The 15,471-nt window shown below is 34.4% G+C and carries 12 protein-coding genes; 5 read left to right on the forward strand and 7 right to left on the reverse strand.

Going from position 1 to position 15,471, the window contains the following annotated elements; genetic code table 11:
- Nucleotides 1-129 precede the first annotated feature (129 nt).
- From BMY96_RS06245 to BMY96_RS06265, 5 genes are all read right to left on the reverse strand, one after another.
- The gene (locus BMY96_RS06245) at nt 130-819 is read right to left on the reverse strand and encodes an LOG family protein (protein WP_092850470.1); all 690 of its coding nucleotides are present in this window, start codon (nt 817-819) and stop codon (nt 130-132) included.
- Between the two features lie 71 nt (nt 820-890).
- Entirely contained in the window at nt 891-3,722 is a 2,832-nt protein-coding gene (gene uvrA, locus BMY96_RS06250; protein ID WP_092850474.1) for an excinuclease ABC subunit UvrA, read from the reverse strand.
- A gap of 250 nt (nt 3,723-3,972) precedes the next feature.
- A complete protein-coding gene (locus BMY96_RS06255) occupies nt 3,973-4,695 on the reverse strand; it encodes a hypothetical protein (RefSeq protein ID WP_092850480.1) in 723 nt (240 codons plus the stop codon).
- Nucleotides 4,696-4,767: 72 nt separating this feature from the next.
- Nucleotides 4,768-6,465 carry a gamma-glutamyltransferase gene (gene ggt, locus BMY96_RS06260; RefSeq protein ID WP_175473524.1) on the reverse strand — a complete coding sequence of 566 codons (1,698 nt, stop codon included), beginning with the start codon at nt 6,463-6,465 and terminating at the stop codon, nt 4,768-4,770.
- Complete coding sequence (locus BMY96_RS06265; protein WP_092850483.1) at nt 6,458-7,060, reverse strand: acyl carrier protein phosphodiesterase; 603 nt, start codon at nt 7,058-7,060, stop codon at nt 6,458-6,460. The genes ggt and BMY96_RS06265 overlap by 8 nt, the downstream gene beginning before the upstream one ends.
- On the opposite strand from BMY96_RS06265, the gene BMY96_RS06270 reads away from it, so the two are divergent.
- The 5 genes from BMY96_RS06270 to BMY96_RS06290 all read left to right on the forward strand — a co-directional run bounded on the left by BMY96_RS06270 (nt 7,060) and on the right by BMY96_RS06290 (nt 12,658).
- Nucleotides 7,060-8,169, forward strand: a complete 1,110-nt coding sequence (locus tag BMY96_RS06270) for an acyltransferase family protein (protein WP_139205221.1) — start codon at nt 7,060-7,062, stop codon at nt 8,167-8,169. The two genes, BMY96_RS06265 and BMY96_RS06270, sit on opposite strands and share 1 nt — an antisense overlap.
- Nucleotides 8,169-9,557: a phosphoglucosamine mutase gene (gene glmM, locus BMY96_RS06275; RefSeq protein WP_092850487.1), complete on the forward strand. Its 1,389-nt coding sequence runs from the start codon at nt 8,169-8,171 to the stop codon at nt 9,555-9,557. The genes BMY96_RS06270 and glmM overlap by 1 nt, the downstream gene beginning before the upstream one ends.
- Nucleotides 9,558-10,057: 500 nt before the next feature.
- Nucleotides 10,058-11,383 (forward strand): dicarboxylate/amino acid:cation symporter, encoded by a 1,326-nt coding sequence (locus BMY96_RS06280; RefSeq protein WP_092850489.1) that lies wholly within the window; start codon nt 10,058-10,060, stop codon nt 11,381-11,383.
- 114 nt (nt 11,384-11,497) lie between these two features.
- A complete protein-coding gene (locus BMY96_RS06285) occupies nt 11,498-12,316 on the forward strand; it encodes a sulfurtransferase (protein ID WP_092850492.1) in 819 nt (272 codons plus the stop codon).
- 3 nt (nt 12,317-12,319) lie between these two features.
- Entirely contained in the window at nt 12,320-12,658 is a 339-nt protein-coding gene (locus BMY96_RS06290) for a hypothetical protein (RefSeq protein WP_092850494.1), read from the forward strand.
- A 156-nt stretch (nt 12,659-12,814) separates the two neighbouring features.
- On the opposite strand, the gene BMY96_RS06295 is transcribed toward BMY96_RS06290, so the two are convergent.
- Together BMY96_RS06295 and BMY96_RS06300 are read right to left on the reverse strand one after the other, a co-directional pair.
- Nucleotides 12,815-14,893 (reverse strand): DUF4139 domain-containing protein, encoded by a 2,079-nt coding sequence (locus tag BMY96_RS06295; RefSeq protein WP_092850496.1) that lies wholly within the window; start codon nt 14,891-14,893, stop codon nt 12,815-12,817.
- A gap of 144 nt (nt 14,894-15,037) precedes the next feature.
- Nucleotides 15,038-15,469: a hypothetical protein gene (locus tag BMY96_RS06300; RefSeq protein WP_092850498.1), complete on the reverse strand. Its 432-nt coding sequence runs from the start codon at nt 15,467-15,469 to the stop codon at nt 15,038-15,040.
- Nucleotides 15,470-15,471: the final 2 nt, after the last annotated feature.

Here is a 15,471-nt window from a genome sequence, read left to right on the forward strand (position 1 = left end):
CATTATTAGGTTAATAGATTTATGTATGGCGTTGCAAGATAGCAAAATAGGATGGCTTAAAACAAGGTGTTTAAGTTAATTTATGGGCTGTACAACGTACAGCCCATAAATAGCCAATATTTTATTTTTTTAGAAATTAGGGCTGTAGCCAGACTCTTTATAAAAGCTATCTAAAATGGTAATAACCTCATCGGCGGTATCTACCAAATGAATAAGGTCTAAATCTTTTGCGCTTATGTTTCCAAAACCATCAAGTAACGTCTTTTTTACCCAGTCCATAAGGCCTTCCCAGAAATCTGTTCCTACAAGAATGATAGGGAATCTTTCACTTTTATTTGTTTGAATAAGCGTAATAGCTTCAAAAAGTTCATCTAGGGTACCAAAACCACCAGGCATTACTACAAAGCCTTGTGAGTATTTAACAAACATAACTTTTCTAACAAAAAAGTAATCGAAATCTAAGCTTTTATCGCTGTCTATATACGGATTGTCGTGTTGCTCGAAAGGTAAATCGATATTTAAACCAACAGAAGTTCCGCCACCTAAATGGGCACCTTTATTACCGGCTTCCATTATACCTGGACCACCACCAGTAATTACACCGTAGCCAGCCTCAACTATTTTTGTTGCTACATTTTCGGCTAGCTTATAATATTTATGATCGGGCTTGGTTCTTGCCGAACCAAAAATAGAAACGCAGGGTCCAATTTTACTCATTTTCTCGAATCCGCTAACAAACTCGCCCATTATTTTAAAAATGGCCCATGAATCGTTTGTTTTTATTTCATTCCAACCCTTGTGATGTTTTTCTTTTCTCATAGTATGTTTTTTATTTCCGCGAAAGCGAAAATTTTATTGTTTTTATTATTTCTGCTTAATTTTTAGGCACGCTAATTTAATTCTTTTTTAAGGAACTTAGCTGTGTAACTTTTTTTGTGTTTTATAATCTCTTCTGGGGTACCTTCGGCAACCACTTGTCCGCCACCTTTACCGCCTTCGTAGCCAATATCTATAATATGATCTACGGTTTTAATAACATCTAAGTTATGTTCTATTATTAAAACGGTATTGCCTTTGTCTGCTAATTTATTTAAAACTAACATGAGCACTCTTATGTCTTCAAAATGTAAACCTGTTGTGGGCTCGTCTAGAATATAAAATGTGTTTCCGGTGTCGCGTTTTGAGAGTTCGGTTGCTAATTTAATACGCTGTGCCTCGCCACCAGAAAGTGTTGTACTTTGCTGCCCTAGCGTGATGTAGCCTAAACCAACATCTTTAATAGTTTTTAGCTTTTTGTGTATTTTAGGGATATGCTCGAAGAAGTCTACAGCTTCGTTCATGGTCATGTTTAATACATCGCTAATGTTTTTGCCTTTGTAACGAATCTCTAAGGTTTCGCGATTAAAACGTTTACCTTGGCAAGTTTCGCATTCTACGTAAACATCTGGTAGGAAATTCATTTCGATAACACGTAAACCACCACCTTGACAGGTTTCGCAACGCCCTCCTTTAACATTAAAACTAAAACGACCCGCTTTGTAGCCTCTAATCATGGCTTCGGGAATTTTAGCAAATAAGGCTCTAATTTCGCCAAAAGTACCCGTGTATGTTGCAGGATTACTTCGTGGGGTTCTACCTATAGGCGATTGGTTAATATCGATAACTTTATCTATATGCTCTAAACCTTTTATGCTTTTGTAAGGCATAGGTTTTTTTACACCATTAAAGTAATGAGCGTTTAAAATAGGGTAAAGGGTTTCGTTAATTAATGTGGATTTTCCGCTACCAGAAACCCCTGTAATACCAATCATTTTACCTAATGGTAGTTTTACCGATACATTTTTTAGGTTATTACCCGTGCAGCCTTTAAGTTCTATAAAGTTACCATTGCCTTTACGTCGTTTTTTAGGAATTTCAATTTCTTTTTTACCGTTTAAATAATCGGCAGTTAGGGTGTTATGCGTTTTAAGTTCGTCTGGTGTGCCAATGCTAATAATTTCGCCACCGTATTTTCCAGCTTTAGGGCCAATATCAATAACGTAATCGGCACGCTCAATCATATCTTTATCATGCTCTACAACAACAACCGAGTTTCCTATATCTCTTAGCGAAACAAGGGAGTTTATTAGTTTTTCGTTATCGCGCTGATGTAAACCAATACTAGGTTCGTCTAAAATGTAAAGCACACCAACAAGCTGCGATCCTATTTGTGTGGCCAAACGAATACGTTGTGCCTCGCCACCCGATAAGGATTTTGAGCTACGATTTAAGGACAAATAGTCTAAACCAACATCGAGTAAAAACTGAATTCTAGATTTTATTTCTTTAATAACCTCTTCGCCAATTTTTAACTGTTTTTCTGAAAGGGTATCGTTTAAAGTACTAAACCAATCGGCAAGCTCCACCATATCGGTATTAGCAAGTTCGGCAATATTTTTGTTGTTTATTTTAAAGTAAAGCGATTCTTTTTTTAAGCGAGAACCTTCGCAAACAGGACATTCTACCTTGTCCATATAATCTTTAGCCCAACGTTTTAAGGTTCTAGATTCGGCTGTGTTATATTGGTTTTCAATAAAATTAGCAACGCCTTCAAAATCTATATTGTAATTACGAGTTACACCAAGTGTTTTACTTTCAACTGAAAACTTATCATTTCCGCCATAAAGAATAATATGTTTAGCTTCTTTAGGAATATCTTTATAAGCATCGGTTAATTTAAAATCGAAACGTTGTGCAATGGTTTCTAATTGCTTAAAAATCCAACTGTTTTTTTGCGGACCATGAGGCGCTAAGGCTCCAGATTTAATCGATAATGAATCGTCTGGAATAATTTTAGCCTCGTTAATTTGATACAAAGTACCAATACCGTTACAGTTTGAACAAGCGCCTTTAGGGGAATTGAACGAAAAATTATTTGGTTCTGGGTTAGGATAGGAGATTCCTGAAGTAGGACACATTAAACTTCTACTAAAATAGCGTGTTTCGTTGGTGTCTTGATCGATAACTAAAAGTACATCTTCACCATGATACATGGCTGTGTTAATGGTTTCGGTAAGGCGTTTATCGTTATCTACGCTATCGTTAATTACGAGTCTGTCTATTACAATTTCGATATCGTGATTTTTGTAACGGTCTAATTTCATCCCTTTTACAATATCTCGAATCTCGCCATCGGTTCTTACTTTTACAAAGCCTTGTTTGGCTATTTGCTCGAATAATTCGCGATAATGCCCTTTTCTAGAACGTACTACAGGCGATAGTACGTTTATGCGTTTACCATTAAAGTCTTTTTTTATAAGCTCTTTAATTTGCTCGTCGCTGTAGCTTACCATTTTCTTGCCTGTATTATAACTGTAAGCATCACTGGCACGTGCAAAAAGTAGTCTCATAAAATCGTAAATCTCTGTGATGGTTCCTACTGTGGAACGTGGCGATTTACTAGTTGTTTTTTGCTCGATGGCAATTACCGGAGAAAGCCCATCGATTTTGTCGACATCCGGACGTTCTAAGCCGCCTAGAAACTGTCTGGCGTATGCAGAGAATGTTTCGATATAACGGCGTTGTCCTTCGGCATAAATGGTATCGAAGGCTAGTGAGGATTTTCCACTACCAGATAAGCCTGTAATAACTACAAGCTTTTCGCGTGGTATGGATACATCAATATTTTTAAGATTGTGTACACGTGCTCCTTTAACTTCGATAAAATCTGTGAATTCACTCATAAAATGGCAAAGTTGCGAAGTTACACTTTTTGCGATTAAAAAAGAAGTGAGTTAGTGTTGTTGTTTATTAAATTTGAGTAGATTTTTGTGAAGTGATTTAGACAAAGACTCTTAAAAAAAGGTTTGAGAAAGCTAATTTGCAAATGTACCCGCGCAAGGGATAGCAGAGAAAAGCCCACAGCCCGACGTAGGAGGTGCGAGGACTTGTAGCGTATAGCCCGACCCTTTTGGGTTGCGCCCATAAACTTAATTAATTTGAAGTTTTAATATTTTCATTTTCCAAGCCAAAAAATAAGAATTTATGAAATGTTGGTAGTTGCGCCCCGGTTTTGGTGGTAGTCCAATCGCTCCATGAAGCTTCTAAACCCTCTATAGGCAGTATGGAAACCCACATTTTAAAGGCTGTTGGTTTATAATTTTCATCTAGAATCCAAAGGTAAGAATCGCCTGGAGTTGAACCACCCGAGTTGTATGTTACAAGCAATGCCTCGGTATTTGTTTCTGTTTTTACAAGTTGGCGTTGTACACCAGAATCGAATACTTTATAGGGGCCAACTAGCCAAAACGAATCGTTGTTAAAGTAGTCTGTTGCTTGTTTAATGAGCTCTTTAGCTAAATCGCTGGTGTTTATAAAGTTATTGATATATACCTTACTTTTTGATGTGTTGTTTAGGTCTAAAACAACTTTATTTTGTTTCCAATACACGGTACATTTGTTATTAGCTTTGTCCCATTTGTAATGGTGTCTTTTTTTAAATGTCCACTCAATGTAATTCGTGTTTTTAAAGGCTTGATAATCTAGAGTATTTAGCATTTTATGTGCTAGAGCATCTGCCTGTTCACCTTGAATTCCTACGGGTAAATCTTCGTTGTATTTTATATGCATATACCCAAAAAGTAGAAGGGTAGGGAGTGTGAAAAATATAAGCACTCCTGCTATTATTTTTAGTACTTTCTTGGGTTTTATAGGCATATAAAAGAGGGTTGTTTTTGTGGGTTTGTTTATAAAATTATAAAAGTACTACGGTTAATTAAAGTAAAACCTTTAAAAACCGACAGCCGTATCATCTCCTCGATAATCGGCACCTCCTTCGTACGAGTTATCATCCAAAACAAGAATACCATCTACAATTCCAATTATTGGAGAGTCCTCTTCGTTAATGGAATATCCTAAGTTTTCGAGATTGTTTATAAGTTTGCTATTAAATTTGTTCGGTTCCATACGGATTTCGTCTGGCAACCATTGGTGATGAAAACGAGGTGCATTTACCGCATCTTGCATGGTCATACCAAACTCATGAACATTTAATATAGTTTGTAAAACGGACGTAATAATGGTTGATCCGCCTGGTGTACCAAGGGTCATGTATAACTTGCCGTTTTTTTCGATTATAGTTGGCGTCATAGAACTTAGCATCCGTTTTTCGGGTTCAATTTTATTAGCTTCTGCACCAATAAGGCCAAACATATTTGGGGTTCCGGGTTTGCTGCTAAAATCGTCCATTTCGTTGTTTAAAAAGAAACCTAATTCTGAACAATACAGTTTAGAACCATAGGCACCGTTTAGGGTTGTTGTTACTGCAATGGCATTTCCAAATTGATCGACAATAGAGTAGTGTGTGGTTTCGTCGCTTTCAACAACTTGAATGTTACCATGAGAAACTTGGCTTGATGGTGTTGCTTTTTCAAAAGAAAAATCTGCCATTCTATGGTTTAAATAGTCTGCTTTAATTAGGGGTTGCACAGGTACATTTGCGAAATCTGGATCGCCTAAATAATAACTTCTATCGGCATAAGCGCGACGTTCTGCCTCGGTGATAACTTGTATGGTTTTTAAGGTGTTATGCCCGTATGTTTCTAAATTAAAAGGCTCTAGCATTTTCATTATTTGCGCTAAACATACGCCACCACTAGAAGGCGGAGCCATGGATATTACTTTTAAATCGTCGTAACTAAAGGTAATAGGTTTGCGCCATTTTGCTTGGTAATTTGCTAAATCTTCTTCGGTAATAATGCCACCATTATCCTGAATAAACTTAGCTAGTATTTTGGCTGTTTCACCTTTGTAAAATTCATCCTTACCATGCTTTAAAATACGTTGTAAGGTATTGGCTAATTTTGGGTATTTAATCGTGTCTTTGGCTTTCCAGGGTAAATCAAATAATATAGAATCTTTATTAGCTTTTAAAAATAGCGGTTGGTACTTTTTAAATTTGGCTTCTTGTTTTTTGGTTACCACAACACCTTTTTTAGCCAATTCAATAACTGGGGTAATGATGGCTTCTATGGGTAATGAACCTAATTTTTCATGAACTTCAAAAACGCCAGCAACGCTTCCTGGAACACCGACAGCCATAGCGCCTAAGGTACTTTTTTCGGGTATTACATCGCCGTTTTCGTCTAAATACATGTCTTTTGTAGCTGCCATTGGTGCTTTTTCTCTAAAATCTATAGAGCCTATATCGCCATTAGCTTTACGGTATACCATAAAACCGCCACCACCTAAATTACCTGCATAAGGATAAGCAACAGCTAAAGCCAATTGGGTGGCGCACATGGCATCAAAGGCATTTCCACCTTGTTTTAGTATGTCGTTTCCTATTTTAGATGCTTCGGCTCGAGCCGAAACTACCATGGCATTTTTTGTAATGAGGCCGCGTGTTGCTTCAGTTTTATTATTTGCCTTTTTACATGAAAAGAAAAGGCACAGTATTAAAGCGATTTTAAAACTATGTTTAATCATTAAGTTCTTGTTTTATGAGTTCTAATTTTTGTTTTGATGAGGCAATAACTTCCTCAAAGAAATCTGAAAACTCTTTTTCAAATTCAGAGTAAAAAGCTTCGAGTTCAACAACAGCCTCGTTCATGCTAGCACGGTTTTTAGTGCGACGATTCATACCATCTAAAACTCTAGAAATCCCATCAATAGACGCGTAACTTAATAGCCAATTATCTGCTAACATATAAGGCATCATTTTTTGTATTCTTACAGGTAAAATATCAAAATTTGCCTCCAACGAATCGTAGAAGGTTTCTACATATTCATCTAAAGGGACGTTGCAATATTTACTCCAGTTTTTTGCTAAAAAATGATCGTATAAAATATCGACAATAACTCCAGAATAATGTCCATATTTTTCGTGAAGTCTTTTGGTGCTTAGTCTAAACGTTTTATGAGCGTCGGTAAAACTATCTATATGTCTATGTAATAGTATGCCAATTTGAATTTCTTTCGGGAAGGTTTTGTATTGTTTACCTTTAATACCATCGGCAATAAAGTTACCAATAGTTACTAAATCGTTATCACCAGACAAATAAATGTGGGCTAAGTAGTTCATTGAATAAATATATGTATTTTTGTAAGCTAAACCATGTATTTTTGAAAAAGCTTCCAAACTTAGATGCTTTACGTTTTTTTTTAGCGTTATTAGTTATTGTATTTCATCTTCCTAATCTATCAAGAAATCAAGGACTTCCATTTTATAATGATTTACCTATTTTCAATAAAGGTATACAAGCGGTTTATACTTTTTTTATTTTAAGCGGATTTTTAATAGTAAGATTGATATATCTTGAAAAAGAAACGGGGCGTTTTTCAATTCGTAAATTTTATCTAAGACGAATTTTACGAATTTTTCCGTTATACTATTTAGTATTAATTTTTGGTTTTCTGTTTTATCATATGTTTTTACCGTATTTGGGCATTCCTTTTGAAACGAACTATAGCTTAAAAGAAGGACTGTTGCTTAGTGTATTCTTTTTTCCAAATATTTTTGCGTTTTCACATGACCCAGGAGGAATTTTAAAAATTTTATGGTCCATAGGTATTGAAGAGCAGTTTTATTTTTTAATAGCCCCATTGCTTTATTTTCTAAAAAAAACTAAGATATTACAGGTTTTAATTGGCATTGCTATTTTATATTTTATAGTGTTTCATAGCACTAGCAGTGCTTATTTGCGAAATCATTTTTTCGTTTACTTTTACTTACTTTCAGGAGGAGTTATTGCAATTTTAGAAGTGGAGAAAAAGTTGGAATTTTTAAAAAGATCTATTATAATTCCAATAATAATTCTTAGTGCTTCATTGTTATTTTTTTTCACGAATGTTTTTCAGTTTAAAGATTTATGGCTTACAAATTTAACAGCCATGGTGTTGTTGTCTTTATTTATACATGTGCTTAGTTGTAATAATTTTGGGATTGTTATAAAAAATAGAATTATAAATTACTTAGGACAAATATCGTATGGTATATATATGTTACATATAATAGCACTAAATGCGGTAGTTTTCATATTTATAAAATTTAAAGAATTTGCTTTTTTTAATAATATATTTACCATTATATTAATAAATATTTTAACATTTGCATTAACTATAATTTTGGCTCATCTTTCATATAAATATTTTGAAAAACCATTTTTAAAACTTAAAACTAAATTTAGATAATGACACTTATAAAATCAATTTCAGGTATTAGAGGAACCATAGGCGGACAAGTAGGCGAGAACCTTACTCCAATAGACGCTGTTAAATTTGCATCGGCTTATGGTGTGTGGTTAAAACAACAACGCCAAAAAGAAAACTACAAAGTTGTAGTTGGAAGAGACGCCCGTATTTCTGGTAAAATGATTCAAAACCTAGTCATGAATACCTTAATAGGTTTAGGTATTGATGTGGTAGATGTTGGGCTTTCTACAACACCAACCGTAGAAGTGGCGGTGCCTATGGAACATGCCGATGGTGGTATAATTTTAACCGCAAGCCATAACCCAAAGCAATGGAATGCCTTAAAATTATTAAACGAAAAAGGGGAGTTTTTAGATGCTGTTGAAGGTGCTAAAATTCTTGACATTGCAGAAAGCGATACTATGGAATTTGCCGATGTGGATAGCCTAGGAAAAATAACGAAAAACAAAGCATATATAGATTTACATATTATTGAAGTTCTAGATTTAGACCTTGTTAATGTAACAGCCATTGAAGAAGCTCGTTTTAAAGTGGTTGTAGATGGTGTAAACTCTACAGGCGGTATCGCAATTCCGTTACTTTTAGAACGATTAGGGGTAGAAGTGGTTAAGTTATATTGCGAACCAAACGGACATTTTCCTCACAACCCAGAACCTTTAAAGGAACACTTAACAGACCTGTCTGCCGAAGTTAAAAAGCATAATGCCGATTTTGGTATAGTTGTCGATCCAGATGTTGATCGTCTTGCTTTTATGGACGAAAACGGCGATATGTTTGGCGAAGAGTACACACTTGTAGCTTGCGCAGATTATGTATTAAGTAAAACACCGGGTAATACGGTAAGTAACATGAGTTCTACAAGGGCCTTACGCGATGTAACCGAGAAACATGGTGGCATGTACGAAGCTAGTGCTGTTGGCGAGGTAAACGTGGTGAATTTAATGAAGAAAAACAAAGTTGTTATTGGTGGCGAAGGTAACGGAGGTATTATATATCCAGATGCGCATTACGGACGTGACGCCTTGGTTGGTGTAGCTTTATTTTTAAGCCTTTTGGCCGACAAAAAAATGAGTGTTAGCGCACTTCGAAAAACCTATCCAAGTTATTTTATGGGTAAAAAGAAAATACAATTAACACCTGGTTTAGATGTAGATGGCATTCTTAAAGCCATGGAAGCGCGTTACCAAAACGAACAATTAACCACTATCGATGGGGTTAAAATAGATTTTTCAGAGAGTTGGGTACACCTACGTAAAAGTAACACAGAACCAATTATTAGAATTTATACCGAAGCAAAATCGCAAGAAGAAGCCGATGCTTTAGGCGATAAATTTATTGCAGAAATAGGTGAAATAGCAGGGGTTTAAAATTCTTATTAGAAGCTATTCCCGTTTGTAGTTTATCCTGAGCGCAGTCGAAGGACTATATTTTTTTAAACCACGTTATTACAAATTTTAAGTAACGTGGTTTTTTATTTGGTTTAGGTAAATACAAAATTCCTGTTTTTATTAGGTTTAAAATAGGATTAGATTGACTTGAGTCCAGTCGAAAGTCTTCAATCGGGGCTAACTTTTCCGTTAATGAGATACATAATTGTAAACGCAGGGGCAACACTTAAAGAAGACACTCCTACATATGCATTGGATATTTAAGCCAAATTCCAAAGGCAAAAACATCTTATAATTAAGTCTATAGATTTGTTTTTTATTTAATAAAATGTATTGATAACCATTTTTTGGTAAGAATTTATTTGTCAAAAATCCAATTTGCTAGTTTATATTTAAAATAGTTATATTGTGCTATCTTAGAAATTGAAAATTTAAAAAAAAATAACACCTTTTTTTATATAGAGGTTACGATAGACTTTATGAAGAAAATAGCATTGCACTGGAAGATTATTATAGGAATGGTTTTAGGAATCATTTTTGGGTTTATAATGAATACCGTTGATGGTGGAAAAGGATTTGTAGCCGATTGGGTTGCGCCTTTTGGAACTATTTTTATAAACCTTCTTAAGTTAATTGCTGTACCTTTAATTCTAGCATCATTAATTAAAGGTATTTCAGATTTAAAAGATATTTCTAAAATAAAATCTATGGGTTTACGTACCATAGGCATTTATGTAGCAACAACTTTAGTAGCTATTATTATTGGTTTAAGTATTGTAAATATTGTTAAGCCAGGAAACGGTATGCCTCAAGATACCATCGAAAAAATTAAGCTTAAGTATGAAAACGATGCAGGTGTAACCGATAAATTAATGAAAGCGTCTGCACAAAAAGAAGCAGGTCCGTTACAAGCCTTAGTAGATATTTTTCCAAGCAATATTTTTAAATCCTTTGCCGAAGCCTCTATGCTTCAAGTTATTTTCTTTGCTATTTTTGTTGGTATTTGCTTGCTTTTAATTGGAGAAAAAAAGGCAAAACCTTTAATAGACTTTTTTGATTCTTTAAATGAAGTAGTCATGAAAATGGTAGATTTAATCATGCTTTTTGCACCATACGCTGTATTTGCATTATTAGCAAATGTTATTATAGCTTTCGATGATGTTGAAATTTTGATCAAGCTCTTATATTATGCATTCTGCGTAATTGGTGGTTTAATTTTAATGATTGGGTTTTACCTAATTTTGGTGAGTGTGTATACTAAAAAGTCGCCCATGTGGTTTTTACAACAAATAAGTCCTGCGCAATTATTAGCGTTTTCTACCAGTAGTAGTGCGGCAACGCTTCCCGTTACCATGGAGCGTGTTGAGGAACATTTAGGGGTCGATAAAGAAGTTTCTGGTTTTGTATTACCTGTTGGTGCTACTGTAAATATGGATGGCACTAGTTTGTACCAAGGTATTGCTGCGGTTTTTATTATGCAAGTTATTTGGCCAGAAGGATTAACTTTTACCAATCAATTGGTTATTGTACTTACAGCATTATTAGCATCTATTGGAAGTGCTGCAGTACCAAGTGCAGGTATGGTTATGTTGGTAATTGTGTTAGAATCTATAGGGTTTCCGGCAGAGTTATTGCCAATTGGACTAGCCCTTATTTTTGCTGTAGATAGACCTTTAGATATGTGTAGAACTGTTGTAAACGTTACTGGAGATGCTACAGTGTCTATGATTGTGGCTAAGTCTTTAGGTAAATTGCACGATCCAAAACCAAAAGAGTGGGACGATCATTACGAAGAGGTTAAGTAAGCTATAATGTAAAGCTAAAATAACCCAAACTATATTTTGGTGTGTTCTAAAAATCTATTAAATTTATGTCAAGCGAAATATAACTTCTAGTTTCGTATAATAAATACAGTATAAATGAATTCCAATGTAGCGTTAATATCGCCAGTAGTTTCTGCCGAATGGCTTTATGAACACAAAAGTGCCAACAATTTAGTTATTCTAGACGGTACAATAAATAAGGTATTTAATGCAGATTCCCAGCAGATTCCAAATGCGAGATTGTTCGATATTAAAAAGAAGTTTAGTAATCTGGACGATCCATTTCCTAGCGCGTTTCCTGCTACCGAGCAGTTTGAGAAAGAGGCTAGGGCATTAGGGGTTAATAACGACAGTGCCATTGTTGTTTACGACGATAAGGGTATTTACTCTAGTGCACGTGTGTGGTGGCTGTTTAAGGCTTTTGGCTTTACAAACGTGGCTGTTTTAAATGGTGGGTTTCCAGCATGGAAAAAAGAGGGTTTCACTACCGAAGTTATGAAGCATTACACAGGTGAATCAGGTGATTTTACAGCAAATTTGCAACCAAATTATATGAAGTTTTTTGATGATGTAGAACAGGCTTCTAAAAATCAAACACATAAAATTATAGATGCACGTTCTGTAAGTAGGTTTAGCGGTGAAACGCCAGAACCTAGAGAAGGTTTGCGTTCTGGAACTATTCCAAACTCTGTTAATTTACCGTTTACAGACCTTTTAGAAGATGGTATATTAAAATCTAAAAAAGAATTAGCCAAGGCTTTTTACATGGTTGCAGAGCAAGACGATCCTATTATATTTTCCTGTGGTTCAGGAATTACAGCTTGTGTATTGGCATTAGGCGCCGAACTTTCGGGGTATAAAAACATTTCGGTTTACGATGGTTCTTGGACCGAGTATGGTAGTTTAAAAAAATAAATTATGGAAAACCCAAGTACATGGACTAAGGACGAATTATTAGCCTATATTTTAATTTATATAGCGCATGCCGATTTAGAAGAATCTAAAAATGAAAAGGAATATATTTTAAGTCGAGTTGATAAAAAAGTTTACAAGCGTGTAAGCGAACAATTTGAAAAGGATAACGATTACCAAAGTATTCAGAATATAATTGAAGCCGTTAAAACACACGATTATTACCGTAACGATTTAGTCGATTTGTTTGCAGATATAAAGTTAATGGCGTTTGCCGATGGCGATTTTGATGTTATGGAACAAATGATTTTTAGTCAACTAAAAAAGATTTTAAAAGAGGCTTAGTACCTTGTAAGGTATTGTTTAAGTTATTAACTTTTATAGAATTCTTTTAATGCGCATTTAAAATACCGGATATGAAAACAATTTTTTGTTTCATACCCGATATTGGTGTAAGTATTAGGTTTTTTTGTTTAGCCCTAGTTTTTTAAGTAATCAAGCCTACAAACTAATATGCCTATACCGTGGATATTTCAAAGTATATGAAAATTTATAATTCTCAGATTGGTTGGGCGAAATTGTAGTTTTCCATTTTAAAATGCCTTTTTTGGGGTTATAATCTGAAGTTCCCGTTTCAATATCATCCACTTTTATTTCTTTGTCCTCACTAACAGGAACTCTATCTAGAATTACAATATCTATGGCTGTTGGTTTGTTATTTTTTAGTTCTATTTGGTAAGCCTTTTCTATAACTTTATTATGGCCTATAAAGGTGTTTTTCTTGAAATTATTAATAGGTTTCCTTTTAATAGCGACATTAGGGTCGATGCCTAAAGATACCGTTAAACTATCGGTTATGGCATACGGATTAATAGTTGTTATTCCAGAATAGCTATCTTCAAAATACACATTCACTTCACCTGGTAATAAATTATATTGTTGCCAATCGCCAATTTTTGCTGTTAAAAACACATTTTCGTTAATTACGGGTGCTGCAAAATATGAAAATGTTGAAGGAACCGTGTATTTATCAATATCGATAACGGTAATATTACCATCACTTTCAACCGAAGTAAGTTTTTGTATTTCAAAATTTGTGTTGGTAATACCTGCTTTTATAACATCTCCGTTAGAGGTTAAGTTGCCTTTTTTTGTAGTAATTATGATAACACCATCTGATGCTCTACTACCATAAATGGCTGTAGCCGCTTCATCTTTTAGTACATCTATGCTAGCAATTCTGTCTTCATCTAATTTTTTAAATGCGTTTTCTGTACTTGTAACACCATCTATAACATATAATGGTTTGCTTTTAAACTTAAAAGTACCAGCGCCTCTAATTTTAATATTAGAACTGGTAACGCTTGCTACACTTTCTGTAAGTGCCGATGCAGCATTAGAACCATACCCAACTACCACAACTTCTTCTAAACGAGATACATCTTCTTGAAGACTTATATTAATAACACTGGAGTGTATTGGTATAATTTCTGAAACATAACCTACATAGGAAATCTCTAATTGTTCTGCGCCTTGTGGCTCTATAGAAAAGTTACCATCAAAATCTGTGGAGGTTCCTATACTTGTGCCTTTTAAGATTATACTTGCTCCGGGTAAAGGCATGCCGCTTTCGTCTGTAATTGTGCCAGTAATAAGTTTAACAAAAGGATTATGTTTAAAGTCGTTTCTTTTTGTGGCATTTTCTGTGTTGTAATTGTAATTTCGGCTAACAAAATTTAAGTATTTAGGATTCATTTCAGGTTTTAAATTATTAGTGTTCGGGTCGTTTGTAGAGAGTGTTAAACTAACATTTTCCCAACGAATACCTGTATTTTGATATACATGTGCCTTGTAATGTAAATCTATTGGTTTGTTTATATCTTTTGCTTTTAAATCGTAAATAGGAAACCATCCTGCGTTTTTAACGTTGTATTTTATAACCAAATTAAGTTGCTTGCTTGCATTGGTATGGAATTTCGCTTTTATTTCGCCAGATTGTATTTTATCATCTACATGTAAGTCTTGTAGTTGTTTTTTTATGTCGCCGATTTGCTCGTTATAATCCCTGTTGGTTTTTAAAGATTTATTTATAAGCGTATTTATCTCGGTAATGCGTGTTCGGTAATAGGCTGCAAATTGTTTTAACTTTTCAAGACTTACTACTTGATTTTCGTTACCCAGTTTTCTGTTTTCTTTTATAATTTTAAGTTCTTCTTGGTAGCCAGACATAATGTCTTCTTCAGCATTAATAGCGTCCTTTAAACGTTCTATTTCGGCCTTAAGTTGGTTTATGGTTTCAGATTTATCGAGTTTAGATAAATGGTTTATGGCGTAGTTTATAGATATTATAGAGGCGTTATTTAACCCAGAAATTTGAATACTGTTTTCTAGAATGTGAGGAGAAAGTTTGGTAAACGAAAATTCGGTTGTTCCTGCCGAAAGTAAAATAGTAGCATGTCGTGTTATTTGCGCGCCATCAACAAAAACGGTTACATCTTTAATAGCCGAAGGTATTGGTTTAGGGTTGATAGCAAATACAAAAGTGGTAAAGCAAAGAAATAAATAGCATAGTTGTTTCATGATTAGTGGTTTTAAGTTTCCAATAAACTTATAACCAATCAACACATTAAAAAACAGACAATGAGTTATCTATATGTATGCTTGAGTTAAATACTAATTTGAGTGAGTTTATTTTAAAGTCTAAATAATGTAAGACACGTTGTGTTAGATATAAATGGAAATTAAATTGTTTTCTACAATATAGGATAAGCCTTCAATGTCTACATTAGTAAGTATTCCAAAATCACAACACTCATTAGTTTTTGGAGCTGTAGTATCGTATGAGATTGTTGCAACAATTTCAGAATTTATTTGTATTTCTAAAGTGTCCGATGTGTTTTGTTTTGCTATGTATAAATTGCCGTTGCTTTCGCTAATACTAAAGGGCATAACGTTTTCCGAAGCATTTTTAATCACAATGGATTCTGCTTCAATATTATCTTGAAGTATTACATTTAGGTAGGTTTCGCTATCAATTAAATTAATATTTAAATTAGGTTCTTCACATAAAACGGCTGAACAATCGGGAGTAGCATCATCTGTTTTGCAAGAAAAGCATAGGAAAACAATTAAAAGGTAGGTTAGTGTTTGCTTCATGG

The sequence above is a fragment of the Algibacter pectinivorans genome, from assembly GCF_900112595.1.
Lineage (GTDB): Bacteria > Bacteroidota > Bacteroidia > Flavobacteriales > Flavobacteriaceae > Algibacter_B > Algibacter_B pectinivorans.

Coding starts and splice junctions, on each gene's coding strand:
- BMY96_RS06300 (WP_092850498.1), bottom strand. CDS start 15,469: ATGAAGCAAACACTAACCTACCTTTTAATTGTTTTCCTATGCTTTTCT.
- uvrA (WP_092850474.1), bottom strand. CDS start 3,722: ATGAGTGAATTCACAGATTTTATCGAAGTTAAAGGAGCACGTGTACAC.
- ggt (WP_175473524.1), bottom strand. CDS start 6,465: ATGATTAAACATAGTTTTAAAATCGCTTTAATACTGTGCCTTTTCTTT.
- BMY96_RS06295 (WP_092850496.1), bottom strand. CDS start 14,893: ATGAAACAACTATGCTATTTATTTCTTTGCTTTACCACTTTTGTATTT.
- BMY96_RS06285 (WP_092850492.1), top strand. CDS start 11,498: ATGAATTCCAATGTAGCGTTAATATCGCCAGTAGTTTCTGCCGAATGG.
- BMY96_RS06280 (WP_092850489.1), top strand. CDS start 10,058: ATGAAGAAAATAGCATTGCACTGGAAGATTATTATAGGAATGGTTTTA.
- glmM (WP_092850487.1), top strand. CDS start 8,169: ATGACACTTATAAAATCAATTTCAGGTATTAGAGGAACCATAGGCGGA.
- BMY96_RS06265 (WP_092850483.1), bottom strand. CDS start 7,060: ATGAACTACTTAGCCCACATTTATTTGTCTGGTGATAACGATTTAGTA.
- BMY96_RS06245 (WP_092850470.1), bottom strand. CDS start 819: ATGAGAAAAGAAAAACATCACAAGGGTTGGAATGAAATAAAAACAAAC.
- BMY96_RS06290 (WP_092850494.1), top strand. CDS start 12,320: ATGGAAAACCCAAGTACATGGACTAAGGACGAATTATTAGCCTATATT.
- BMY96_RS06255 (WP_092850480.1), bottom strand. CDS start 4,695: ATGCCTATAAAACCCAAGAAAGTACTAAAAATAATAGCAGGAGTGCTT.